The organism is Marivirga lumbricoides (assembly GCF_014636295.1).
Classification (GTDB): Bacteria; Bacteroidota; Bacteroidia; order Cytophagales; family Cyclobacteriaceae; genus Marivirga; species Marivirga lumbricoides.
Window position 1 is genome coordinate 32,193 of the sequence record NZ_BMEC01000013.1, and the last position, 26,013, is coordinate 58,205.

General features: G+C 36.5%; 20 protein-coding genes. 5 read left to right on the top strand and 15 right to left on the bottom strand.

Annotated elements, in window-relative coordinates:
• Positions 1-19: 19 nt before the first annotated feature.
• The 4 genes from IEV85_RS18645 to IEV85_RS18660 form a co-directional block, all read right to left on the bottom strand.
• Positions 20-787, bottom strand: coding sequence for an SDR family NAD(P)-dependent oxidoreductase (locus IEV85_RS18645; protein WP_188466313.1), 768 nt, complete (start codon positions 785-787; stop codon positions 20-22).
• A complete protein-coding gene (gene kduI / locus IEV85_RS18650; protein WP_188466315.1) occupies positions 787-1,623 on the bottom strand; it encodes a 5-dehydro-4-deoxy-D-glucuronate isomerase in 837 nt (278 codons plus the stop codon). The genes IEV85_RS18645 and kduI overlap by 1 nt, the downstream gene beginning before the upstream one ends.
• Positions 1,624-1,860: 237 nt before the next feature.
• Entirely contained in the window at positions 1,861-2,511 is a 651-nt protein-coding gene (locus IEV85_RS18655) for an NUDIX hydrolase (RefSeq protein WP_188466317.1), read from the bottom strand.
• Positions 2,512-2,694: 183 nt separating this feature from the next.
• Complete coding sequence (locus IEV85_RS18660; RefSeq protein WP_188466319.1) at positions 2,695-3,354, bottom strand: 4'-phosphopantetheinyl transferase family protein; 660 nt, start codon at positions 3,352-3,354, stop codon at positions 2,695-2,697.
• 553 nt (positions 3,355-3,907) lie between these two features.
• Between IEV85_RS18660 and IEV85_RS18665 the strand changes: the two genes are divergently transcribed.
• From IEV85_RS18665 to IEV85_RS18675, 3 genes are read left to right on the top strand one after another with little or no spacing between them, the layout of a single operon-like run.
• Positions 3,908-10,111 (top strand): type I polyketide synthase, encoded by a 6,204-nt coding sequence (locus IEV85_RS18665; RefSeq protein ID WP_188466321.1) that lies wholly within the window; start codon positions 3,908-3,910, stop codon positions 10,109-10,111.
• Between the two features lie 10 nt (positions 10,112-10,121).
• Positions 10,122-10,556, top strand: coding sequence for a lipocalin-like domain-containing protein (locus tag IEV85_RS18670; RefSeq protein WP_188466323.1), 435 nt, complete (start codon positions 10,122-10,124; stop codon positions 10,554-10,556).
• A 34-nt stretch (positions 10,557-10,590) separates the two neighbouring features.
• Positions 10,591-10,977 (top strand): hypothetical protein, encoded by a 387-nt coding sequence (locus IEV85_RS18675; RefSeq protein ID WP_188466326.1) that lies wholly within the window; start codon positions 10,591-10,593, stop codon positions 10,975-10,977.
• A 232-nt stretch (positions 10,978-11,209) separates the two neighbouring features.
• Here IEV85_RS18675 and IEV85_RS18680 read toward each other — a convergent pair whose 3' ends face one another.
• The 4 genes from IEV85_RS18680 to proC all read right to left on the bottom strand — a co-directional run bounded on the left by IEV85_RS18680 (position 11,210) and on the right by proC (position 15,560).
• The gene (locus IEV85_RS18680) at positions 11,210-12,103 is read right to left on the bottom strand and encodes a carboxylesterase family protein (protein WP_188466328.1); all 894 of its coding nucleotides are present in this window, start codon (positions 12,101-12,103) and stop codon (positions 11,210-11,212) included.
• 507 nt (positions 12,104-12,610) lie between these two features.
• The gene (locus tag IEV85_RS18685; RefSeq protein ID WP_188466330.1) at positions 12,611-13,810 is read right to left on the bottom strand and encodes a glutamate-5-semialdehyde dehydrogenase; all 1,200 of its coding nucleotides are present in this window, start codon (positions 13,808-13,810) and stop codon (positions 12,611-12,613) included.
• Between the two features lie 84 nt (positions 13,811-13,894).
• A complete protein-coding gene (gene proB, locus IEV85_RS18690; RefSeq protein ID WP_229712651.1) occupies positions 13,895-14,710 on the bottom strand; it encodes a glutamate 5-kinase in 816 nt (271 codons plus the stop codon).
• Between the two features lie 49 nt (positions 14,711-14,759).
• Positions 14,760-15,560, bottom strand: coding sequence for a pyrroline-5-carboxylate reductase (gene proC / locus IEV85_RS18695; protein WP_188466333.1), 801 nt, complete (start codon positions 15,558-15,560; stop codon positions 14,760-14,762).
• A 329-nt stretch (positions 15,561-15,889) separates the two neighbouring features.
• Between proC and IEV85_RS18700 the strand changes: the two genes are divergently transcribed.
• Together IEV85_RS18700 and IEV85_RS18705 are read left to right on the top strand one after the other, a co-directional pair.
• Positions 15,890-16,408 (top strand): GNAT family N-acetyltransferase, encoded by a 519-nt coding sequence (locus tag IEV85_RS18700; protein WP_188466335.1) that lies wholly within the window; start codon positions 15,890-15,892, stop codon positions 16,406-16,408.
• A 105-nt stretch (positions 16,409-16,513) separates the two neighbouring features.
• Positions 16,514-16,966 (top strand): SRPBCC domain-containing protein, encoded by a 453-nt coding sequence (locus IEV85_RS18705; RefSeq protein ID WP_188466337.1) that lies wholly within the window; start codon positions 16,514-16,516, stop codon positions 16,964-16,966.
• A gap of 10 nt (positions 16,967-16,976) precedes the next feature.
• Here the strand turns inward: IEV85_RS18705 and IEV85_RS18710 are convergent, their stop codons facing one another.
• The 7 genes from IEV85_RS18710 to IEV85_RS18740 all read right to left on the bottom strand — a co-directional run bounded on the left by IEV85_RS18710 (position 16,977) and on the right by IEV85_RS18740 (position 25,932).
• Complete coding sequence (locus IEV85_RS18710) at positions 16,977-18,053, bottom strand: glycosyltransferase family 4 protein (protein WP_188466339.1); 1,077 nt, start codon at positions 18,051-18,053, stop codon at positions 16,977-16,979.
• An 11-nt stretch (positions 18,054-18,064) separates the two neighbouring features.
• The gene (locus tag IEV85_RS18715; RefSeq protein WP_188466341.1) at positions 18,065-19,273 is read right to left on the bottom strand and encodes a DUF1972 domain-containing protein; all 1,209 of its coding nucleotides are present in this window, start codon (positions 19,271-19,273) and stop codon (positions 18,065-18,067) included.
• Positions 19,270-20,328: a UDP-glucose 4-epimerase GalE gene (gene galE / locus IEV85_RS18720; protein WP_188466343.1), complete on the bottom strand. Its 1,059-nt coding sequence runs from the start codon at positions 20,326-20,328 to the stop codon at positions 19,270-19,272. The genes IEV85_RS18715 and galE overlap by 4 nt, the downstream gene beginning before the upstream one ends.
• Positions 20,329-20,428: 100 nt before the next feature.
• Positions 20,429-21,544, bottom strand: a complete 1,116-nt coding sequence (locus IEV85_RS18725) for a glycosyltransferase family 4 protein (protein ID WP_188466345.1) — start codon at positions 21,542-21,544, stop codon at positions 20,429-20,431.
• 11 nt (positions 21,545-21,555) lie between these two features.
• On the bottom strand, positions 21,556-22,785 hold the full coding sequence (locus IEV85_RS18730; RefSeq protein ID WP_188466348.1) for a glycosyltransferase family 4 protein: 1,230 nt from the start codon (positions 22,783-22,785) through the stop codon (positions 21,556-21,558).
• Positions 22,782-23,471 (bottom strand): acyltransferase, encoded by a 690-nt coding sequence (locus tag IEV85_RS18735; RefSeq protein ID WP_188466350.1) that lies wholly within the window; start codon positions 23,469-23,471, stop codon positions 22,782-22,784. The genes IEV85_RS18730 and IEV85_RS18735 overlap by 4 nt, the downstream gene beginning before the upstream one ends.
• A gap of 55 nt (positions 23,472-23,526) precedes the next feature.
• On the bottom strand, positions 23,527-25,932 hold the full coding sequence (locus IEV85_RS18740; protein WP_188466352.1) for a phosphotransferase: 2,406 nt from the start codon (positions 25,930-25,932) through the stop codon (positions 23,527-23,529).
• Positions 25,933-26,013: the final 81 nt, after the last annotated feature.

Here is a 26,013-nt window from a genome sequence, read left to right on the forward strand (position 1 = left end):
TTCTTTATTTTCTTATCAATTAACGGCCCATCCAGCCGCCATCTACTGTTACAATTGAGCCATTCATATAATCCGAAGCCTTACTGGAAAGAAATATGGCAGGCCCTTTAAAATCTTCCGGGTGCCCCCATCTTCCTTGCGGAATTCTGCTTAAGATGGATTGACTTCGATCTTCATCTTTACGGAGCGCATCAGTATTATCTGTTGCTATATAACCTGGTGCAATTGCATTTACATTAATACCCTGAGATGCCCATTCATTTGATAGTGCCATGGTTAACTGACCAATAGCACCTTTACTGGCAGCATAGCCTGGCACTGTAATTCCACCCTGAAAAGTTAGCAAAGAAGCAATGAAAATGATCTTTCCGGACTTTTGCCTGAGCATTGCTTTGCCGATTTCACGTGATATGATAAACTGTGCATTTAAATTGACTTCTATTACTTCATCCCAATATTCATCAGGATGTTCCGCAGCAGGTTTACGCATAATTGTACCTGCATTATTCACTAAAATATCAATGATGGGATGTTCCCTTTTCACCTGCTCCAGAAATGTGTACACTGCTTTGCGATCTGAGAAATCTGCCTGATAACCAGTAAATTTACGGCCAATCTTTTCCACTGATTTTTCTACTTCGCTTCCTTTTAACTCCAAAGAGGCAGATACACCAATAATATCAGCCCCTGCTTCTGCCAGTCCTTCAGCTATGGCTTTGCCAATTCCTCTTTTACAACCGGTAATCAAAGCTGTTTTTCCTTTGAGGTCAAAATAATCCTGTGTCATTATCTTAATTGATTAAGTGCCTGTCCGTCCATATCAGTAAACGCTTTGTTTTCTCCAGCCATAGACCATATAAAAGAGTAATTAGAAGTGCCTGCACCTGCATGAATAGACCATTCAGGTGAAATAACAGCCTGCTTATTTGAAATGCTTAAATGACGGGTCTGTTGTGGCTCCCCCATAAAATGCATAACTATCTGATCTTCCGGAAGCTCAAAATAGAAGTACACTTCCATTCTTCTTAAGTGAGTGTGAGGCGGAAAAGTATTCCAGATACTTCCTTTGCTCAGAGTGGTAAAGCCCATCACCAACTGGCAACTTTGAATTCCCCCTTCATGAATAAACTGATAAATCACCCGCTCATTACAATTGTCAGGCGAACCTAATTCCACTTTATTGGCATCAGACAATGTTGCCTTTACCGTTGGATATTCTTTATGAGCAGGGCATGAGTTGATATAGAATTCTGCAGGATTGTCAGCAGAGTCACTGCTGAAAGCCACCTTCTTTTTCCCTTTTCCTACATAAAGGCACTCCTTATTTTCTAATGTAAAAGTTTCGCCATCCACAGTTACACTTCCTTTAGCACCCACGTTAAGAATACCCAGTTCTCTTCTTTCCAGAAAGAAATCAGCTTTAGTCATCTCCTCAAAAACCGGTAATTGCAATGCTTTATTAGTAGGAACCACACCCATGGCAATCATTCTGTCATGTAAAGAATAAACAGCGGTTACTTCTCCTTTCTTCATTACTTCAGGAATTAGGTATTGTTCCCTAATTTGCTTTGTATCAAAAGTTTTGAATTCGTTAGGACTTGTAGCAAATCTTGTCTGTATCATGTTATATTTTAAGTGTTATTCAATTTCATTAGGTAAACGTTTGCACAATGCTGCCATAACAGTTTACATTAATTCTTAAATATAAAAACTTTCTATGTATTTTGTACACAGAAAATAGAAAAATATTTTGTGATGAAACATATTTCTTCAGGAAATTATGCCTTCAAGAGTATTTTATCTTTAAGTAAGAAGAGAAAGGAATAGTAAAATCAGAAGTATACCTAGTGATTTAAGATTCTACTTTTTGATTTTATACAGTTCCGGACCTCCTTTTACTCCCTTTTTGATTTCACCCGTAGCTTCCAACATATTCATCTGTAAAATTCTTTTTCTGAAGTTTCTTCTATCAACCGGCTCTTCCATAATTCCTTCATGCAAATCCTGCAACTCTTTAAGCGTAAACTTTTCAGGCAAGAGTTCTCCGAATATCAGGTTTTGCTTTAGGTTTTCTTTCAAAGTGGCTAAAGCATCTGCTACCAGCTGATCGTGGTCAAATGCTAGCTTAGGAATAGTATTGATAGGAAACCATCTTACTTCTGATACATAATTTTTTGCTATTACGGGATGGTTTTCTGGTTTGATCAAAGCATAAAAGCAAAGAGTTACTACCCGCTTTACAGGGTGCCTATTGACAGCACTGTAACATTTCACCTGTTCCTGATGCACCCCATTGATACCAGTGAGGCCGAAAAGCACCTTATTAACTGATTCTTCTAATGTTAAACCTTCGCTCATAATCCCTCCCGGCAATAACCAGTTGTCTTTAAATGGCTCGATAGATCTTTTTACAAGCAATAGTTTTAACTCATTCTCCTGAAAACCAAATATGGCACAGTCCACAGTGATGGTGCACTCATAGGAAGAAGAAGAAACTGTAGAAGTAAACATTATTTATGCATTTAAAATTTTGGGAGAGGCTAAAGTTACATTATTTAATATAATACTGAAAGAGTGGTTATAAAAGTAAAGAATGCAACCTATACATATTTTATTAAACAACAGAGAAGGATCACAGGAGATTCTACTTACACTTCATAAAATTAGATCACTTAACGTAGTAAACATTTCTCATTAACAATTAGCTATTTTTACTAAGTCAATCTCATGAATATCGATAGATAACCCATCAAAATTGCTATTAATGGCCAGGTGAGATTTATAACCTGTCTTTAGATAAACTTCCTTAGTAAAATAGTGGCAAGCTTCAATTTCTGCCTTATTGTTAATTACTTCAAATGAGGGCAAATCAACTAAAAGCCCTTTGCCATGTGCTTTCAACACTGCCTCTTTTTTAGTCCAATAATTAAAAAATGCTTCCTCTTTATTTTTAGATGTGGCAATTATTGCAATTTCATTATTCGTCATTTGAGATTTTAATTCTTCCCAATTAATATATCTTATTTTTTCGACATCAACACCTATATTACCATGTTTGGTGAGGGCACAAACAACTAATTCTCCTGAATGCGAAATATTGAACTTCACATCATTACTTTTAAGTATCGGCTTTTTAAAATTGTTGTAAAAAACCTCATGCTGATTGAAGGTTCTGCCAATTCTATTCATTCCCTCCTGAAGTAAAAGCCTGCCCAGAACAGACTTCTGTGCATCAGCCCAATTAGCATAATTGCGAATCTCGTTCTGAAAATCAAGTGGAAACAAAGCGATCTTTTCTTCAATAATGCGATGAAGACTTTCTTTAACAGTAGTATATAAGATAACAATATTCAATGTTGCTTTTTCTATTCAATATACAATGTAATAAACATACAGATTAACGGTGCAAATTGTAGGATAAATATTACCTATTCTGCCGAATCTAAAATCAATTTAGATGAATATCTTCCATGAAAAGAATAATTAAAGCTTCATGAACATATAGTTTGAATGTAATTTTTTCGCCTTCCGCGTCATTTTCTGAATAAATTGTTTTTAATCAAACTACCTTATTTGCAATTCCGATTAAAAAATTATTTATATCTACCAGGCTAAAATAAAAAATAGTCCTTTTATAAAAAATAAGAGGATTTGCCCGCAGATATTCTTATTCAAAATACCATTTTTGCAATAATTGACCAATTTTCATACGTTGTAACATTTATTCCCTTATACTAATTAAAATAAAACAATATACTTCATAGATTTGCCTCTACAAATACATAATAACCATATATGATTTGGTTATTTTCATATTTGTACAAATAAATTACCTGTTGATTAGCAAAAGTGTAGTAATTACGGTTATTTTTGAATCAGAATTAAAGTTATTCTAAATATTTCAACCATGAAAGAAACCTCACAACGTTCAGTGAACGAGCCTATTGCTATAGTTGGTATGTCATGCCGATTTCCCAATGCAGATAATCTAAGTTCATTCTGGAAATTATTAGTTGAAGGAAAAGATACCATTACTGAAATTCCGAGCGAAAGATGGGAGAATAAGAATTACTATGATCCAGACCCTTTAGCCGACAGGAAATCCATTCAGAAACATGCCTCTATGTTGAAGAACATTCATGACATAGATTCTTTTTTCTTTAACATTTCTCCTGCTGAGGCAATAGAAATGAGCCCTTCTCAAAAGCTTATGCTGGAATTAGTGTGGGAAGCGATGGAGGATTCAGGCATACCGGTTGACCAAATTCAGGGGAAAAATGTGGGTGTTTACATAGGAAACATCTGGAACGACTTTGAGCACCTTAGAAAACATAAAAATGCCTCGGTAACAAGCCATTCCGCTGTTGGTCAGTCAACTAACGTAATTGCTAACAGGGTTTCTTTTTTTAATGGTTTTACCGGCCCCAGCCTTGTATTAGACACGGGATGTTCCTCTTCTCTTGTTGCTTTACATCTAGCTTGTCAAAGTCTATTGGACGGTTCTTCCAGTACCGCAATAGTAGGAGGAATTAACCATATTCTTGATCCTGACCAGAACGTTTTGCTTTCCAAATTTGGAGGTCTATCTAAAAAAGGAAAGTGTAGCACCTTCGATGCCGATGCCGATGGTTTTGTGCGCGGAGAAGGAGCAGGCGTATTAATGTTGAAAAAATTATCAGATGCTGAGAGGGATGGTGACAAGATACACGCTCTAATAAGAGGTACTTCTGTGAATAATAATGGCTTTAACGTTAACTTGCCTGCTACAAGCATTTCAGGTCAACTACAATCATTAGCTGAAGCCTTTGAGAATTCAGGAATTGCTCCTAATGAAGTTCACTATGTGGAAGCTCATGGCACCGGTACAAAATTAGGAGACCCAACAGAGACAAAAGCGCTTGGGAAATTTTTTAGCCAGGGCAGAAACAAAAAGTTAAGAATTGGCTCCGTTAAAACAAATATTGGCCATTTAGAAGCTGCAGCAGGAATAGCAGGATTGTTCAAGGTAGTGCTAAGCATGCAAAACAAAAAACTTCCTCCAAGCCTAAATTTTAAAACTCCAAACCCTGATATTCCATTTGAGGAATTAAAATTAGAAGTTCAGCACACTGTGGGAGAATGGCCTTCAGAAGCTGGAGAAACATTAAAAGCAGGCGTTAACTCCTTTGGTTGGGGAGGTACAAATGCGCATACAATCATTGAAGAATATAAAGGAAAAGCTGAGATTGAAGAAGAGACAATCCCCATCATTAAAAAATACTGCCTTCCTGTTTCGGCAAAATCTCCTGAGGCACTGCAAAAATACGCCTCTTCTTACAAAGAGCTTTTGGAAACTGCCGATGAAGATAATTTCAGGAAAATCTGTACTGCAGCAGCCCTTGTAAAACCAAATTTTGAGTATCGTGTAGTTTTTTCAGGCGATAGCAAAAAAGACATACTTCTTAATATCGATGATTTTCTTCAAAACCAGGAATCTTCTGAGGGGCTAAAAAAGAAAATCACTGAGAAAGATAAAATAGTATTTGTGTTCCCGGGTCAAGGCTCTCAATGGTTAGGCATGGGAAAAGAGTTAATGGAAAAAGAGCCTGTTTTCCGGGAGTGGATTGAAAAGTTTGATGAAGCTTACAGTGCGCATTGTGACTGGAAATTGATAGATGAACTTTTTGCGGATGCTAACAGCAGTCGCATGAACGAAATCAATGTAATACAACCTGCCTTATGCGCCATTCAGGTAGCCTTGGCCAAGTTATGGATGTCATGGGGCATTAACCCAAACGCTGTTACGGGTCATAGCATGGGAGAAGTAGCTGCTGCCTTTATTGCAGGATCTTTAAATATTAATGAAGCAGCTTCCATTATCTGTACAAGAAGTAAGCTTATGAAAAGTGTGAGTGGAAAAGGTGGAGCTATGATGGTCACCGAACTCACTAAGGCACAGGCTGAGGAAGTTGTAAGCCGATATCCAAATCTATCGCTTGCAGTAAATAATAGTCCGAAATCAACGGTTCTATCAGGTGATAGCCAGTCCATTGATTTAGTATTTAAAGAATTAGAGGAAAAAGATTTATTCTGCAGATTGGTGAAAGTAGATGTTGCTTCTCACAGTCAGCAAATGGATCCACTTAAAAAAGACCTGAAAGAAGCTTTAAGCCAATTAAAACCCACTGCATCTTCTATTGACCTATACTCCACTGTGAAAAGCAGGTTGGTTGAAGGATTAGAGTTAGATGCGGATTATTGGGTGAATAACTTGAGAGGTACTGTTGAGTTCGCTCAGGTTACGGAACAACTCATTTCTGAAGGGCATACTATCTTTGTTGAAGTAAGTCCTCATCCTGTACTATTAAATGCCATTAATGAATGTGCCGACTATCTGAAGGAAGATATACATGCAATCCCTTCTATTTTCAGGGAAAAAGATGAACAAAAAGCTATTTACAATAACCTCTCAGAATTATTTATCCGAGGTTTCCAATTAAACTGGTCACAACTATATGGGACACCTAAAGCCCCAAAAGTTAATCTGCCATCCTATCCTTTTCAAAGGGAAAGATATGAGTTGGAGGATCTTTCTAATGAATTGACAGCCCAAAGTAATACCTCTTCTAAATTCCCTCTTTTAGGAGAACAAATTAAATTAGCAGGTATTAACGGATTATACTTTTGGGAAACCAGAATCAGTTTATCCGCCTTTCCATTCCTGAGGGACCACCAGGTAAATGACACACCAGTGTTTCCAGGAGCTGCCTATGCAGAACTTATTTTTGAGGCGGCTTCTCAGATTTATGGCAGTGGCTTTCCTATGGTTAAAAATTTAACTTTCATCAATTCATTAAGCTTTGCTGAAAATGAAGTAAAGAAAGTGCAGCTTAGGGTAAAAGAGCAAGACAAAAGAAGTGCTTCTTTCGAGTTTTTCACTGCTGATAATATTGATAGTAATGAACAGTGGCTGAAGCTTGCAGAGGGAGAGCTACAGATTTATTCAGGAATTTCCCAGAACGACAAGTATGAAAGCCTTTCCCAATTTGAAGGTTTTAAAGGGGTAGATTTCTACCAAAAAATCAGCGCTACGCTAGGAATTAATTATCAAATGTATTTCCAGGGAATACAGGAACTTCATTATAAAAAAGGAACTCGTTTTAATAAAGTAGATTTTACACTCAGACCAGACTACCGAATTGCAGAAAGTGCAGAGAAGTACAAAATCCATCCCGCATTATTGGATGCCTGTTTTCAGACAATATTCTATGATGTAGTGGGAGGTACTGAAGCTAATAGAACTACCTTCTTAACCGGAATAGACGATATCCAACTGCTGGGTAAAATTGACTTTTCCGCTGAACTAAAAGGTAATGCACGATTACATGCTCCTGTTATTGATGCAAATAGAGGGACTATTACCCTTGCGGCAGATATTCTGATTACAAATGAAGATGGAAGTGAGGTACTGAAGGTTACGGGACTAAAAGCAAAAGTAATTGACTCTCAGCTCATAAGCTCCGAACAAGACAAACTGAAAAATTGGATATATGCTGTAAACTGGAAGAGAAAGCAGATATCTGACAAAATTACTCCTCATACAAATCAAACCTGGATTTTAATGGGGGACCTGTATGGATTGAGTACCATATTATTGGATAAAATAAATGAATCCGGAATTCATTTTATACATGTTACGCCAGGGCAGTCATTCCAGAAAAAATCCGGCTCTGACTACACCTTAAACTATAGCAAACCTGAAGAGTATAGTAGATTCTTAAAACTGGTTTATAATGATTACTCTTCTATAGCAGGTGTACTTCATATGGGAGCTGTATACTACCCATCAAGTGAGGTAATGCTTACTGCTGAGGAAATAGAAAAAGAACAAACTTATGGTAGCCTCAGTATTATCAACCTTTTCCAGCAACTGGAAAGTTTGAAGTTAATGGAAGTACCACATGTGGCTATTGTAACGAACGGTATAGAAACAGTTGGGGAGGATTCGCATCCTGCAGAAGTAGTGCATGCTCCTGTTTGTGGAATAGCCCGGGTAGCAGCAAATGAATTATCACAATATAAAGTAAAAAGGATTGACCTGAGCTTGCACCCTATGATGGACGAAATTGATCAGTTGCTGGCCAATTTATCCAACTATACAACCGATGATAGGGAAATAGCACTCAGAGGTCGCGAATGCTACGCACCTGAATTGTCACTACCTCAAGTAACCGAAACCACCTTACATGAGCCGGCAAGTTTTTCTGATGAAGGCACTTATTTGGTGACAGGCTACAGAGGGTTAGCGTTTTCCTATATTGAATGGATGATTGCCAAAGGCGCCAGAAATTTTGCTTTACTCAGTAGAAGTGGAAAAGCAAGCGAAACAGTAGCTGCCAAAATGCGCAGCTATGAAAAAAATGGTTGCAGATTCAATATTATCAAAGCAGATATAGCAGATTACAATGCAGTTAAAAATGCTCTTGATACTATTGATGCATCAATGCCAAAGTTGCGTGGAATTATACATGCAGCAGGAGTAATAGAAGCAGGCAGCATCAATGATATAACCGAGCAAGACTATCTCGGTACTTTAAGCCCTAAAATGAAAGGTGCCTGGAATCTTCATTTGCTTACAAAAGACATCCCGTTAGATTGCTTTGTCTTATTCTCTTCTGCATCTTCCTTAATAGGACTTAGCGGGCAGGCAGGTTATGTGGCTGCAAACAGCTTTCTTGATAGCCTGGCCCATACCAGAAAGCAAAGCGGGCTTACCGCTTTAAGCATCAATTGGGGTGTAATTAAGGATGTTGGAATGGTTGCTGACAATGATCATTTAGAAAAATATGCTGATGCGGAAGGTTTCGAGTCAGTTGTTTCTAAAGATGCAATGGAAGTTCTGGATTCTGTTTACAATAGTGGAAAAGCCCAGCTGGGAGTACTTAAACTTAATGCTGGTAAAATGGCTATTTACTACTCCGCTTTAGCCAGCACCAATTATTTTAAAGGCCTTCTGGAAAGTGATCAGATGAGCGATTCTGAAAAGAAAGAAAGTTTTCTGAATGCCTATACAAAACTAGTTACTACAGATGAGAAAGAAGAAGCATTAATTACACTTGTTACTCAAATAGTAGCTAAAATTGTGAAATCTCCTGCTTCTAAAATTAAAAGTTCAATGACTTTTAAAGGTTTAGGAATTGATTCTCTCATGGCCATTCAAGTGAGAAACTTACTTGAGAAAAACCTGGAAACAAAGCTATCTGTCGCATTGTTCTGGAGCCATCCCAGCATTAAAGAATATTCCAGCTTTTTAGTTAATAAACTAGAGGAAGAGTTGGAGCAAAGCAATTCTGCTGAAGGTGTAGAATCCGAAGGAGATGTGATGATAGATTTATTTCACATTCCTTATCCAAAACCAGATGCTTCTCAAAGAATTATCTGTTTTCATGACGCAGGAGGAAGCGCTTCCTTATATGATAAGTGGGCAGACTACCTTGACGATAGCTTAGAATTGGTGGTAGTAGAACTTCCGGGAAGAGGAAAGAATTTTGAGGCCAGCGCTTATAAAAATATAAATAGGCTCATAGAAGATCTGCAGGATCAGGTACAACTATATTTTGATAAGCCATTTGCCTTTTTTGGACATAGCATGGGTGGTTTGCTAGCTTTTGAGTTAACCAAAAAACTTCTTGTTGAAAACCAACCTATACCGAGCAATCTTTTTGTTTCTTCTACACCGCAACTTTCCAGCTATGATAAAGAACAAATTAGTCCTAAATCCTCAGATGAGCGCTTGATGGACCTGTTTCCATATCTTAAAACTAACAATGGAGAAGCAGGCAGTATGGAAGGAGCCAAAATAATGATGGGTATTCTTAAGGCGGATCTGGAATTATTAAGTAATTATCAATATCAAAAAGCAGCCCCTATCCCGATTTCTATTACTGCAATTCATGGCATAGATGATCCAAGGGTGAAACATGAGCAGATGGAAATGTGGAAAGAGGAAACTGTCAATTCTTTTGACCTTTACACTAGACCGGGAGGCCATAGATACATTGAAAATGAAAATTTATTCGTTACCTCGTTGATCAAAAACAAATTGTGCAACTTGGTTTATATAGAAAAATAGTAAAATGAAAATGAAATCAATCAAGGAGCAAATTATAGGTACCTGGAAATTTGTGTCATGGGTATATACAAATGAAAAAAATGAAACAGTACATTATTTTGAAGAAGGTTCGGAAGGAGTGCTAATGTATGATGAAGCCGGTAATATGAATGCCCAGATTATGAGACCGGGAAGAAGTACATTTAAATCAGGTGCTATTGCAGGAGGAACAAAAGAAGAAACTAAAGAAGCTTTTGATAGCTACCTGGCCTATTTTGGTAAATACTATGAGACTGAGCCTGGAAAAATAATACATAAGGTAGAAGGAGCCCTGTTTCCTAACTGGTTAGGCAATGAACAAATCAGATATGGTGAAATAGTAGATGATAAGTTAATTATTAAAACACAACCTATTTCAGCTCCTTACGGTGAAATTGTTTTTACCGTAACATGGAAAAGAAAATAATAAAAGTTCAACTATTTACAATTAAAAAATAATTATGGAAAAATTACACAAAGCAAAAAACATTGAAATTTACTATGATAAAGAAAATGGCTACATGTACTGCGATTGGATAGGCTTTCAAAACAAAGCATCCATTATGGAGTCAGGAAAAGTTATTTTAGATTTTGTTAAAAAGAATAAATATACCAAAATTTTGAATGACAACACCAAGGTAACGGGCCCCTGGCAGGATGCCGCTGAATGGACTTCCACTGTTTGGTTTCCTGAAATGATTAAAGCAGGATTACAAAATTTTGCATGGGTATTCTCATCAAACATTTTTGCTGAACTTTCAGCTAAAAAAGCAATGCCTGCATCTGATGTAATTAAATCTTTTCTATCTGTAAATGATGCGAAAGGTTGGTTAATAGAGCAAAACTAAGATTACTTTCCGTATACTAGTTTCAATATAAGAAAGGTTGGCGCTTATTATTAATAGGCGCCATTTTTTTTAAATAGAATTATATTTTTGACAGCTTATATGTCACATTATCCCGCTTTTTCATTACAATGAGACTATGGCCAAAAAAAAGAGACCACTTATTAAAGCAGTCTCTCAGGTATTTTATTTCATATTAAAAAAGGATAAGAACGGGAGATTTAATCAGAAATAACTATTCCGGTCTTTCGAATTGAAACATCCAATCATAAAGACTCATATCAAAAGGATCATATTTGGAATCTACAGTACCCATACCCTCTCCATTATAGGTTCTAGTCCATACATCATGGCCTACATTGTTATATACAGAGATTTTCGCCCTATGAACCGGCACCGGCTGTTGCTCGTTATAAAGCCTTACAAATTCTTTAGAGGTACTCACATTTGCCCCGTCCTTATCTCCAACAAATACCCAAACAGGTGTATTTCGTGATTTTTCAACACCCTTTTTAGCTCCATATGCAGCAACAGGCGCGGCTGCGGCAATATAATTAACAGAATCTTCTACATTGGTCAAATAATCATATACACCATTTCCACCATGACTTAAGCCGGTAAGGTAAATTCTCCTTTTATTAATTCTATAGCTGCTTAAGAGATGTTCTATAAATTCTTTTAAATTATCTGCATCTCCAGCACCCCAGTTATTTGCATTTCCAGTAGTCCCATGATACTGAGGGGAAACAACGATCATAGGATATGTAGTACTCCACTCACCTTTTTCAATCATCTTCGGAGGGCCATTTCTAAGCACTTTATCCAATATTTCAGGATTATCAGTACCATCTCCTCTTTCTGATTTACCATGGAGAAATACCATTACCGGGTAATTTGCCTTACTTTCATTATAACCTCCCGGTAGATAAATATAATAACCAAAAGCAGCACTCGTAGAGCCTAAAACTTTTGCTATATGTACTCCACCAGTATCTTCAGGTAAACTTGCCAACGAATCATCAACAGAAGAAACCGATGGTTCATTTGTTTCATCATCACTACAACTTAGTAAAATGCTTAAAAACAGAGCAGGAACTAAGAACTTTAATCTTCGACTTAAGTAGTTCATCTTCAAGATATTTAATTTATTTATTGATTAAACTTTGGTAAAACTATAAAATGTATTTTACAATTTTTTAATAGAATTAATCACATTATTACATAGGTAAATGACCCCGTTCATTAACTTCTTTAAAGAGATCAACATCCTGAAATAATAGACAAACCCCTATAGAGTAAGATAAATGATTAAAAATGTATGATTGACGGTACTTAACGTACATGAAAAGATTTAAAAATTTAAATAACTGATAATGAAAAAGTTACTCCGATTAATACTCCTGAACAAGATTTTTATACTTATGCCTGTTGTCTAAATCCCGCTCTAATCATAGTTTTATAAAAGAAGGAATACTTGTGAAATCAATTTCATAGTAAATTAGAAAGCGAATGTACTTGAAGTAAAATAAGATTGTGAATTGTTTTAATTTCTGCTCTCAAAGAAATTATCCTAAATCAAAAAAGCCCGGAGTGATCACTCAGGGCTTTTTTGGACTAGTCACTACAGTTGGGTAAGCTATTTTCTTATTTGCCCATCCCCAAGCACATAATACTTATTAGTTACTAATTGCTTTAAGCCTAATGGCCCTCTATGGTGTAATTTGTCAGTACTGATGGCCAGTTCTGCTCCAACTCCCATCTGTCCGCCATCTGTAAAGCGCGTAGAAGCATTATGATAGACCGCTGCGCTATCAATTTGTTCCATAAATTTTTCTGCATCTTCTCTATTCTCTGTGAGAATAATATTGGAATGTCCTCCTGAGTAAGTGTTGATGAAGTCAATTGCATTATCAAGCCCATCTACTGAAGAAATAGCAGCTTTCATTGCTAAAAATTCTTCATACCAAATCTCATCATCTACTATTTTATCATCAGTTTTCAGCACATCAATTACCGAGCTATCGGCTACAACATACACTCCTTTTTCACTAAGAACGCTCTCAATTTTTTGCAAAGTTTGCTCAAATTGAGGGTGATTTTTGTCTACCAGGATTTTATCCAATGCATTGCAACCTGAAATTTTATCTGTTTTAGCATTTACAATTACAGGAATAACTTTTTCCATATCAGCATCAGGCGCTACATAAGCGAAGTTATTACCTCTTCCACTTACCAATACTGCACATTTAGCATGCTGCTTTACAAAGTCGATCAATCTTTCGCCTCCTCTCGGCACAATTAAGTCCAGCGGCTGATCAGGGTTTCTCAGGAATTCCTGAGTGGTGGCCCTGTCCATTTTAAGATACTGAATCCAATCCTCGCCTAATCCATTATCTTTCAGAGATTTATGCCAGCACTCTACTAATGCTTCATTACTATTATGCGCTTCTTTACCTCCTTTAAGTAAAATTTTGTTATTTGCTTTAAATGCCAAAACCGCTGCTTCTATTGTTACATCCGGCCTCGATTCATAAATAATCATAATTGTACCGAAGGGCGCAGTTTTATTGGTGATGCTCAATCCGTTTTCTAATGTATCAGCACTTATAGTTGTCCCTACAGGGTCATCCTGAGCCTTCACCTCTTTTACCGCTCTGATCATATCATCTACTTTCGCATCATTCACAACCAAGCGATCATAGAGTGCCTGATCATCACGATCAAAAGCTTCCAAATCTTTTTTGTTAGCTGCAATAATTGCTTGCCTGTCGCTATCCAGGTAATTGATCATTGATTGCAGCACTGCATTTTTTATATCGGTGTTTAATAATTTCATATTTTACTGTTTTAATGGTCATCACCATCCCCAATTCCCGGAGATGGAATTCTCAATAATTTTCTATTCCTTCCGAAGGAAAAATCAGTCTCCTTCATGATATATACGGGTTCCCACATTTTTACCGTGTGCGATATCAACTATTACGTTTTCACGCTTTCCATTCGCTATGTATGTAGGAATATCTTTTGCAGCTGTTTTTTTCGCCACATTTATTTTAGACTCCATTCCACCTCGACCTTCACCTTCTTTCTTGTTAGAAGACTGAACAAACTGCTCTACAGCCTGATCAGTGGTTACATTTCTTATCAGATTGGAATCCTCATCATCAGGGTGCCCATCAAAAACCCCATCAGTATCTGTTAATAATATCAATGCATCTGCATTAATAAGCTCTGCTACAAGACTGGCCAGTTCATCATTATCTGTAAACATGGACATAGAAAGGGAAACGGCATCATCTTCATTAGCTATTGGAACAATGCCCTGGTTAAGCAGGCCTTCATAGCAATTGATCATATTATCACGGTGTTTTCCCAGGTCAAAATCACGCTTTGTAGCAAGCACCTGAGCGCAGCGCATTCCATAATCATGGAAAAGGCTGTAATAATGGCGCATCATTCGCGGTTGGCCTACAGCTGAATATACTTGTCTACGCGCTGTAGGGTCAATGAGGGTATTGCCATCCAATACTTCTTTGCCGGCTATTACAGAACCGGAAGATATAAGTACGCAAATTATATCATCTTCGTAAAGCCTGGCTATTTGATCTACTAACTTTCTCAGGATTGGCACCACTATCCTGTTATCCTTATTAGTCATTACATTGGTACCTACTTTTATTACTATTCTCTTTTGGTATTGCTTTTCAACTTCCATTTTCAATTTATGATAATTCAATATTGTTTAATTAAGCTTTCAGTAAAACTTATACTTTTTTGTTTCTTGACTATTTGCCTAATTCAACCGCTCTGTCGAATGCAGCATAAGCCGCTTCTTCAATCAGTTGCTTTACATTATTATCCTCCATTGAGTCCAATGCAGCACGCGTAGTACCACCTTTGGAAGCTACTCTGTTCATCCAGGATTGTGGTGAAAGATCAGATTTATTAAATAATTCCACTGCTCCTTCAAAGGTTTGGCTAACCAACACCTTGGAATCATGCTCAGAAAAGCCCATCTTTTTAGCGGCATCCATCATAGATTGCATAAAATAAAATACGTATGCAGGGCCACTTCCTGATATACCGGTAGAAGCATCAATATCATTTTCAGTGTCCAGTCTTACAGATTTACCAGTAGTGTTCAATAGGTTTTCAACAGTGGAAAGCTCCAAACGGGAAACCTCATCAGAAGCTGTAAATGAGGTGAGACCTTTTCCTACCTGAGCTGGAAGGTTAGGCATTGCCCTCACCACTTTAGTAATTCCTAGTCCGTCCTTCATACTCTGAATAGTAACCCCGGCCATAATGGAAATAACCAGCTGATCTTTTGTCATCAAATGCTTAATTTCTTTAAACAAATCTTCAGAATGATAAGGTTTCACTGCAATAAAGATGATGTCTGCTACCGGCAGGCAATCTTCCAGATTTGTAAATACATCAAAGCGACTTACTTTTTTGAGTTCCTCTGTTTTTTGAGCATCCGTATCTGAGATCATTAAATTATGGCTTGATAAAAACTCTGATTTAACAAGCGCTTTGGCATATGCCAAACCCATATTTCCGGCTCCAATTACTAGTACTTTCATTTTCGTTATTGTTGTTTTGTTTAATTCTTATCTGAAAAATCAGGTAAGGGAGTGCAAGCTTTATGCATTTGTGGCCAAAATCTGAATTAAATTGAGGTTAGAAAAAAAATATAATTAAAAGGTTGATGCTTATCTGGCTTCAGACGTACATTTTACAATTAATTAAAAAAATATTACGAAATGTGTCAAAAATGGAACTAAACCGACAATTAGGCGTAATCCCGCAATTATGTCAGTAAAAGCAACAGAAGTAACTACTTTGTAGAGAAAACAAAATTGAGGTCAGTAAACTCTAATATTTATATTTTTCTTTGTACCATTGAATAACGATGAAAATAATTTTAAGCACTGAGAGGTTACTTCTTAAGCCAATTATAAAACAAGATGCTGCCTTTATATTAAAATTGGTGAATTCACCATTATATATCCAATTTATTGGTGACAGAAAGTTAAAAACTGTAAAAGAAGCTGAAGATTTTATCAAAAATGGTCCTCAAAAAAGCTATAATGAAAATGGGTATGGCTTATACTGTGTAAGAGCAAAAGAAGACCACCTACCTATTGGTGTTTGTGGCTTGTTGAAAAGAGATTTTCTCCCCCATCCGGATATTGGCTTTGCATTTTTACCTGAAGCCATGGGAAGAGGATATGCATATGAAATAGCTGCAGCTACATTAGAATATGCTCATCACGCATTAAAATTAAACACAGTTCTTGCTTTTGCGGATCCTGCAAATGAAAGGTCTGTGAAGTTGCTCGAAAAGACCGGTATGCAATTTCAAAAGCACTTTAAACATCCAGATGAAGGGAAGGAAGTGGTTCTGTATTTCAAAAAATTCAGTGATTGACAATTCTGTAAACAGGTTATTACAAGTTAAGAAATATTAATATAACAGAAATACTTAAATGATAATCAGGTATATTTTGGAAGTGATATTCCATTTTTCAAATGAATGAAAACAAACCCTAAAGAAATTTACAGTTGGAGAATTTTAAATTTTCCTGTAGAAATGGTATATGAGTCCTTTTCAAATCCAGCACATTTAGCAAAATGGTGGGGGCCTGAAGGTTTTACCAATACTATTCATGAGTTTGATTTAAAGCCCGGAGGTAAATGGATACTGACCATGCATGGTCCTGAAAAAGGAAATTATGAAAATGCAGCAATATTCAAAAAAGTTGATCCATTCAAATTAATAAGCTGGACGAGGACATCAAAACCCTTGTTTGATATGGAAGTAAGTTTTGAAGAATTAAGTGACTCACAATCTAGAATTACTTTCAAAATGATTTTTAACACAATGGAAGAATGTGAAAAAATCAGAAGTTTTGCTGAACCTAAAAATGAGGAAAACTTCGACAAATTAGAAAGATTGCTTAGTAAAATGAGTCACAATAAAAGGTAGGCAATTACTATCATGGTAGTTGCCCTTCCTCTAACTTCCTGATTTTTTCACGCCATGTTTTCACGTCCTGGTTGATTCTAAGAACTGTGGTAAGTAAAATGAAAAACAATAACACGATTAATAATGAGTAGGTTATACCAAAGTAATTACCGAAAAGGATATTTAATACTATTATTACCAGGGAAACACCTACAATGAGCAAACTGGAATATTTATGTGGAATCCCTAAAAGTAAAACCAGGTGATGCAAGTGAGATTTGTCCGCTTTAAAAGGACTATAACCCGTTTTAATTCTTCTTCTGTATACGCGAAGTGAATCGATAACCGGCAAAGCTAATACTCCTATCACAATCGACAGGGTGAGTGGTAATTGTTGAGTAGTTTGCTCAGCCATTTGTATCATAAAAATCCCTGATACCACCAAAATAAATCCTATAAACAGAGAGCCTGCGTCCCCCATAAACACCTTTTGCTTTTTGCTAAGGTTAAATCTTAGAAAGCCCACTAAACTACCTATCAGACTCAAATACATTAAAAGCAGAAAGCTATTACCCAATTTGAATGCTAAATATGCGAAAAGACCTAGAGCAACTATTGCCAGACCTGCAGCAAGCCCATCTATTCCATCCATTAAATTAAAAGCATTAATACAGCCTGTTATCACTATTAAGGTGAGAGAGTACTGTAGGAAAATTGGTAACTCATAGATTCCTAAAATTCCGTAAAATGAGGTAATACCCACTCCATTTACAAACACATAATGCGCTAAAAGTAACTGAATAAGTAATTTAAAACTCGCTCTGATGTTCATTTTGTCATCAATTACACCCACAACGAGTAACACTAATGCGCCCAGCATCAGCATTTTCAAAAAATTAAGATCTGACCAATTGCTATTCGCAATAAAGCTCACAGTAACTGTAGCAATAAAGATAACAATCCCTCCTACCAATGGAACTGCATTCTGATGTACCTTACGTTGATTAGGTTTATCTACCAATTGTACAGCAATTGCCATTTTCCTTAATATTGGCGTTAACACTAAAGTAATAACAAGTGCAAAGAGTAAAGTGATTATATTTTCCATAGTTTTAGTTTTTATCTTTTAGTAAAGAAAGATTCCTGATTTTTTAAATGTCCCATATTCATCTCTAGTAGTTGGTCGTAACGCAACTCTGCAGTACTATAAGCCACATTTTGTTTTGATTTGACATTAAGTGCTTCTACAATTAAAGCTTTGTATTTCTCAACTATGAGCTTCCAGGTATAGCGTCTTTCTGCAATAGCTTCCATTTTTTTTCCAAGTGCTTTAAGCTCATCTACCTTAACACTCATCACTATATTTTTCAAATCCTCAGCTGTATTAAAGTAAAGTGCCTGATTTTCAGTAGTTACTTTATTATATGAAACACCGTAGGTTATAATAGGTAAACCTAAATACATGGCCTCCACTAATGATGGGTTTGTTCCACCGGCCGAATGACCATGAATGTAAACCAAAGCATTGCCCCTTAGTACATCTAATTTCTCCTGATTATAAATAGGATCTAATAATATAATATTAGAAAATTGCTCATACCTGGCTCTTACATCTAATCCATAATCGCTATTCTTCCAGTTTCCGACCATTACCAGCGTGTAATTAGGCAGTTCAGAAAAAGCCTGAAGCACATTATGCACATTGTTTTCCGGTTCTATGCGGCAAACTTTAAAAGCATAAGGCTTATGTAAAAATGGATACTCTTCAAGGTCTGCCTTTTTAGGGTTTACTTTCAGAGTATGATCTGCCCCATATTCAATAATCCTACTCAGTGAGCCATAGCGCATTGCAGTATAGTCTTGTATAGCCTCATTATCAGAGATATCTATATGAGAATATTTCACAGCTAAACCTTCTGCCCAGAAAAGATACCACTTAGCCAGAATATTCCATTTATCACGTTTCCACTCTATTCCATCAATAGAAATAATGATTTTACGGTTGGTGAAGAATTTCACAAAAGGAAGAATCCATGCTCCTGCCACTCCAAGTATGAGAAGCACTTCACTAAAAAACACAGCATGTAAAATGGAAAGTGTATCATAAAAGATACTTTGGATTCCATTGGCTTCCAAAGGCAAATACCTGAGTCTGGCATTTTTGTAAAATTGTTTTTGCTCTTCTTTGGGATAACGTTTACCAGAGCAATACACAGTAATATCATATTCATCACTCATGTTTTCCACAATGTGTTCAGTAAGCGTTTCAAACCCTCCATAATTTGCAGGCAGGCCTACAGTTCCGATAATAGCAACTCGCTTTTTCATAATGAATCTATTTTATATTGTATTGAGCGTTTATAAACTAATTGTTTCTGCCACTTCCATGCATGTAATAAAGCATCGGCCACAGTGTATTCACTCTTCCAGGCAAGCTCCTTATTTACTTTTTGTGTATTGGCGTATATTTTTACTATATCTCCCTCTCTTCGTGGGCCTACGTTGTAGAGGAGTGTTTCTCCAGTAACCATTTCAAAAGTATTGATAAGCTCCAAAACCGAGGTTCCCTTACCTGTACCTACATTGTATATACTAATGCTGGCCTCAGAAGAAAACTGTTTTTCAAGAGCTGCTATATGTGCATTCGCTAAATCTACAACATGTATAAAATCACGCACACAGGTACCATCAGGTGTATCATAATCATTTCCAAACACGGTGAGTGGGCCTATTAAACCGATAGCACTTTGGCAAATATAGGGCACCAAATTATTGGGTACTCCATTTGGCAACTCTCCTATTAACCCGGAAGGATGCGCTCCTATGGGGTTAAAATATCTCAACAAGGTAGATTTAACTATATTCTGCGAGGACTTGGAAAGAAAATCCAGATATTGCTCCCCTACTTGTTTTGTATATCCATAAGGTGAAGATGCTGGTTTGTGCTCTTGGTCTTCAGAAACTTCAACACTATCAGGCTGACCATACACGGTGCAGGAAGAAGAAAAAACTAAATTCGATATTCCGAATTCGTTCATAAGTTTTGTTACCACAGTTAATGATTGAATATTATTGTGGAAATACAAGTCTGGTTTGTCAATTGATTCTCCTACAGCTTTGTAAGCTGCAAAGTGAATTACACCATCTATTTTATAATATTTGAAGATAAACCTCATTAACTTTTCATCTGTACAATCTATCTCAAAATAAAGAGGCTTTATTTTACACAAGATGTTCAATCCCTCCATTACAGATTTGTCGCTATTGCGAAAATCATCTACAATAATAGATTTGTAGCCTTTCTCTGAAAGAGCCTCTACGGTATGAGAACCAATGTAGCCTGCCCCTCCAGTTACCAAAATATTTTTTATGCCGTTCTTCATATGTCTCTGGTTTTTTATAATATCAATATGAAAAACATACCACATTCATAAGTATATGAATAACAGTAACTTATGAATATTTATTGATCGAAAATTTCCACTATCTGGAATTGCTTTCCGACATTTGAAATGATGCGGCAGATGGAATTGCTAAAATTTGAAGGCTTTTTTTGATAAATGCTCCCTCTCTGAACTGTTCAAACTTTTTCTCAGCCTGTAGAGAAAGTAAATTATAAATAGATGGGTTTTCCAGTAATAATTCCAGTTTTTCTTTTAAGTCTTTCAAATTAGTACTGTTCACCCTATAGCCATTTATACCATCACTCACTAGTTCAGTAATGCCTCCAACTGGTGGTATAATAGCTGGAAGCTGGTAAGCCATAGCTTCAATGATAGTCAGTCCAAATGTTTCTACCCATCCATCAGGTTTTGACAAATTCAAAACCACATGAGCCTGATTATAAAAAGGATGTAGATTTGTTTGTGTATCGAATAAACGAAGATTTCTCGGTAAGTCAGTGGATTTAAAATAAGTATCAATTTCATTTTGAGAAGAGTTCATCACCAAAGAAAATACGTAATCGGGGCAGCTTCTCGCCAGTTCTATATATTCATTTACTCCTTTGTATGCTTTTAAACTGCACACCATCAGCACATGCTTTTCCTGATTATGGTGTTTTTCTTTTTGCTTTTTTTCCTGATACCAATCTTCCTCAATGGCATTATGAAGTACTACCGATTTTACAGAAGAAACAAGACCCTCATTAGCCAGATAATTAGATACATATACTACCTGATCAGCTGTTCTGTCTACAATTCCAAATAATATTTTTTTTAGAATAGCGGGTTTGATACTGGTTTCGTGTATATGATAAATTACCCGGATACCACGTAGTTTTCCTGCTATGGCTGCTCCGAAAGGTAAAACAGTATTCACATAAATGATATCATCTTTCTGAGCTTTTGCTAAAACCTTCAGCATTAGAAGCAATTGACTAACCAATAAGAATACAAGTCTTAAATAAGGATTTTTGGTAAACGCATACCAAAAATTATGATACTTTACACCCGCCAAATTTGATAAAAAACCTTCCCTTCCCCCACAGGTAAAAAGATGGACTTCTAAATTATTCTTTACCCACCCTTTAAGCAATTGCTTGAGTACCTTTGGGCTACCACTATAGTCATTAAGTAAATGACAAGCTAATACACGCATGATTAATAAAATTAAAGATTTTGATAGATTTTGTTCAAGGCCTCGCCTCTGGCATTCCAGTGGAAATTAGATTCAAAATGCTTTCTGGCAGCAATTGACATACTTTCTAAAGTGTTAGGATTACAGTACAATTTGAAAATTGCTTCACTTAAGGATTTTATGGTTTGCTTGTAAGATCCGTGCGGTACGCCAATACCACATTCTCTTGTTATAAACTCACCCGGACCTTCATTATCCAGACAGATTACAGGCAAGCCAAAACTCATGGCCTCAGCCACTACCATACCTGCTCCTTCATGTGATGGGAATACAAAAGCACTTGATTCCCGGTACAATGCTAAAAGATCTTTACGTTCTATCCAGTCAATAAAACGCACGTATGGTTGAATGTTAAAGTTTAAGATCATTTCCTGATAGCTACCTAATTCAGGACCACTGCCCACTATCACCAATTCACATTTAATTTTCTCTTCCACCGGTAAACTTTGTATAAAGGCGGCAAAAGATTTTATAGTCAGATCAAAACCTTTCAGAGGCACCAACCTTCCCGCAGAAATTAAACGGAATTTATGATTTGGTTTATTCTTATTCCAACCAAAGTCTTCTGTAGCAACAGAGGGCATTATAGAAAATCGTCCGCTCTTTAACGGTAAATATTGCTGTACTGAAGAGTTCATACATAACACATGATCTGCCTTTTTTACTGTTCTTTTTAAAGAAAAAGAGAAGTTCCAAAATAACTTTTTAACCAACCATGTCATTCTATCCTTTAACCAAAATGAGCTACTTCTACCATGCAGATATTGTTCAGGGATTAATGGATGATGCCCGACAGGCCCCCAAACAAAAGGTTTATTAAGCTTCCAGAGAAAACTGGGGGTCCAATCGTTATGAAAATTCACATTGTGCGCTATATCAAACTTTAGATTCAGCTTTTTAATAAAGTGAACAATTCCAAATTGCCACATCCAAAAATAGAGCATTGCACCTCTGCCCCCCTTCTTCCAGAATCGCATCCAATAAGGTAAGTCAAAATAATAAAACTGTATGTTATTATAGACCTCATCAGGGGTTTGCTCCATATACTTCTCAATATGAGGCCTATTATTTTCTCTTGTGATGGCTATCACCTTCTGAAAGCGTGCAATCTGATAAATAAAATTCCATCCCATTCCGTCCTCTGATCCTTTAAAGGGGTTTACAGCATAGGCGGTAGCCAGAATTGTTTTGTTTGCCATCATTTTCTGGTTTTTATAAGTTTGGCTGGTACACCCCCTATTATGCTGTAAGCCGGAAAAGATTTTGTTACCACGGCTCCCGCTGCAATCACAGACCCTTCTCCTACTTCCACTCCATCAAGTATCGTCACTTTGCTGCCAATCCAGCAATTGGCTCCAATTTTAATCCCTTTTCGTGATACGCCCTGCATGCGAATAAGCTTTTCATGATCTTCATAATTATGATTTTCAGGGTGGCAGCTGAAGTACTGACCTACTATACAATCATTTCCAATCTCTAATCCACCAGCTCCCCCTAAATAGGCAAATTCACCTATCCCCACATTATCTCCGATGCATATGCCTTCTCCGGGATTATCCAATGTAGTAGCTACAACAACTCTACTGAAAGAACCTAAACTCACATTACTCCCCATCTTTATTCCTTTCTTTCCTAATGCGCTGATGTAAACAAAGTCTCCAAGTTTCATGAAGCGGCCATAGGTAAATTTATGGCTATTTACTATTCTAACACCTCTACCCAAAAGAGCCATTTTATTCTTCTTGCCTTTAAAGATCATTTTCATGCCTCTTAACAAGCTTCTGACTTGCGTATAAGTGAATTGGATTAAGTCCTGACTGCTCACACTTTCATGTAACCTAAAAGCCGGATTTCTCAGTTGTACAATATTTTGAACAAGGGTTTTCATAGTAAGTATTTTTTATAATGAGCATTGTAAAATGAACGATCTATTTAAATTACTATTAGGCTATTTTTGGCCATGCCTGCTGCATAATTGTCTTCAAAGTCTCGTCCATAGCTATATTTTCCACCGGTATGTAAGCTCCTTTTTTCGCTTTATTTAAATTTCCGAATAGATTCAGATAGCTAATTGTTAAGGAATTAATGGTATCATGATCAAGCTCCTTTTTTCGCTCAAGTATCACTTCAGGCTTAGCGTATAAAAAGAAGTTAAGATCAGGTGAAAAAAGAAATTTATATCCCAGCATTAAAAGTTTATTGGGTAAGTGAATGTTGCTTCGCTTGCTATCATTTATAAAATCAAAGTAATAGCGATCATACAACACCACATATCCTCTGGAAACATACTTCAGTTTCACATAAAACTGACCAAAGAAATAATCGACAAAATAATAGCCAAAGCGGAAAAGAGAGCTAATAAAGCTTTTATTACTTCCCTGACGTGGTAAGGTATTGGCAGCATCTTGTTCTGCCTTTTCTTTGCCTTTAGTCCAGGCGCTAAGGATAGGTAACACTGACGGACGGTGACGTAAAACCACTACACGCTTACGCAACTTCTTCTCCAGTTCGTATTTTGTTTTCTCAATTATTGTGGATTTTCCTGCGCCATCTACCCCACTAAATGTAATGATCAAACCTCGTTTAAATAGCAGTTCTCTAGTAACATCCATTGCATAGGCCATGTGATTGTATAGTTTCCTGATCCCTATGTTGGGGCTATAATTCAAGAGCTCAGCTTTCAATTGTTCAGTCGGGGTTTCACTACTTTCAAGTCCTTTGTAAATAATTTTTTCAATAGATGTATCAGCATCTCGTAGCGCTAAAATGTAAGGCTGATAAAACTGAGGTATTTCATGCGCATTAAGCCCATAAAAAAGGCCTAAATACTCTGCCAAATGTTTTAAACTCATATTTTTCACACCATACGTGTTAGGCACTGCATTTCTTAAAACTTCACCGGCATCCATCATTACTAATGCTTTCCTTTTGAATTTCCAGATCAAATCAAGACATACAATGCTATTATCATGAAGAAAAACTTTTACAGAAGCCATAAAAGACTTCCTTTCCATTATAGTATGCTTAACAGCAGAGTGATTTTCAATGTACTGACATATTGATTTGTAGTCATTCTTATAAATACATAAATCAATATCTGAATTAGGTGATAATAGCGAGGGATGGATATTTGGAAATTTAATAGCTGCGTATTGCTTCGATTGCAAATAGTCAAATATATTAGAAATAAATTCACCCCTGTTAGCATGTTCTGCTTTTGTTAAATCTGTAATAGCATCATCCCATACAGCTAATAACCAGCTAATTTGGGCATGCCATTTTTCCTGCTGACTATATAAGTACAAATAGCGGGTTGCGTTTACCAGTAAATATAATTTGAGGTAATCATCCCTTTTTAAATCCGATTGCTTTGTCCACCTATTCATTAATTCCTCAGGGATGTATAAGTCTATTTCTTCTTTAATTTTTCTCCAGGATTTACCCTCCTGCATTACTCCTTTCTGCACGATGAAATGAAAAGCATCGAATCCTATAGGTAAATAGTCTGCCAGCTCCCAGTCATAAATATTTAATCCGGTTACGCTACTATACATATTCCATGGAGTAAAATCACCATGATTAAAACTCATTTTGAAAGGTAATGCTTCACAGAATTGGGAAAGTTCCTGCAGCTTTTCTATCAAACTCACAGGAATTCGCTGATCTTGGGTAAGACTATCCGAATGGAGCTTATCTGATACTTCTGACAATAACTGACTTCTTAAAGCATCAGAGTTGACAGTTGTTTTCATGCTCAATTCAAATATGGTACTTTTATGCTCCTCCGAAAAATGCTTTAGTCGCTCCCCTCCATATGAAATATCAGTTAGCCTAAGTATATTTTCTGCATCTCTAATGGCCTTAGGGTGTGAAAATGTTATAGGTTTTAAATTTTTTAAAATATTTATAGTATCAAATTCTTTTTCAAGTAATTCATTTGCTGAATTAGAAGGTGCTATTTTAATAAATTCGCTTTCCTCCTTCCCCTGGTGAAAAATCACCATTTTATTGTTAGGGCCAGTGGTTCCGGTAAATAATGCCCATTGGCTGCTTTCAAATAAATTGAGAATTGGATGTGAAGGATCACAATGAGTAAGTCTTACTTTCTTTGATGAAAATATGGCTCTTTGAATTCTTAAGAAAAAAACAATCCGGCAAAAAGTAGCGAAAGCAAATGGTTTAAGTCCTGATACATTGTAAAACTTTAGGAAATAAGGTTTCCGCGCCTGAGCATGCCAGATCCATCTTGCAGAACCATCAGGATTTTTGATCATCATTATTGGCAATTCCTTTGCTTCTGAAGCTTCATTGTCTACATTATATCCTATGTGTTTGAATATATTTTGCATAGCATCCTTTATTTTTTTTTAGAGACTATACCAAAAGATTGCCAATTATATAAGAAACTGAAAAACAGTTAATTACAAATT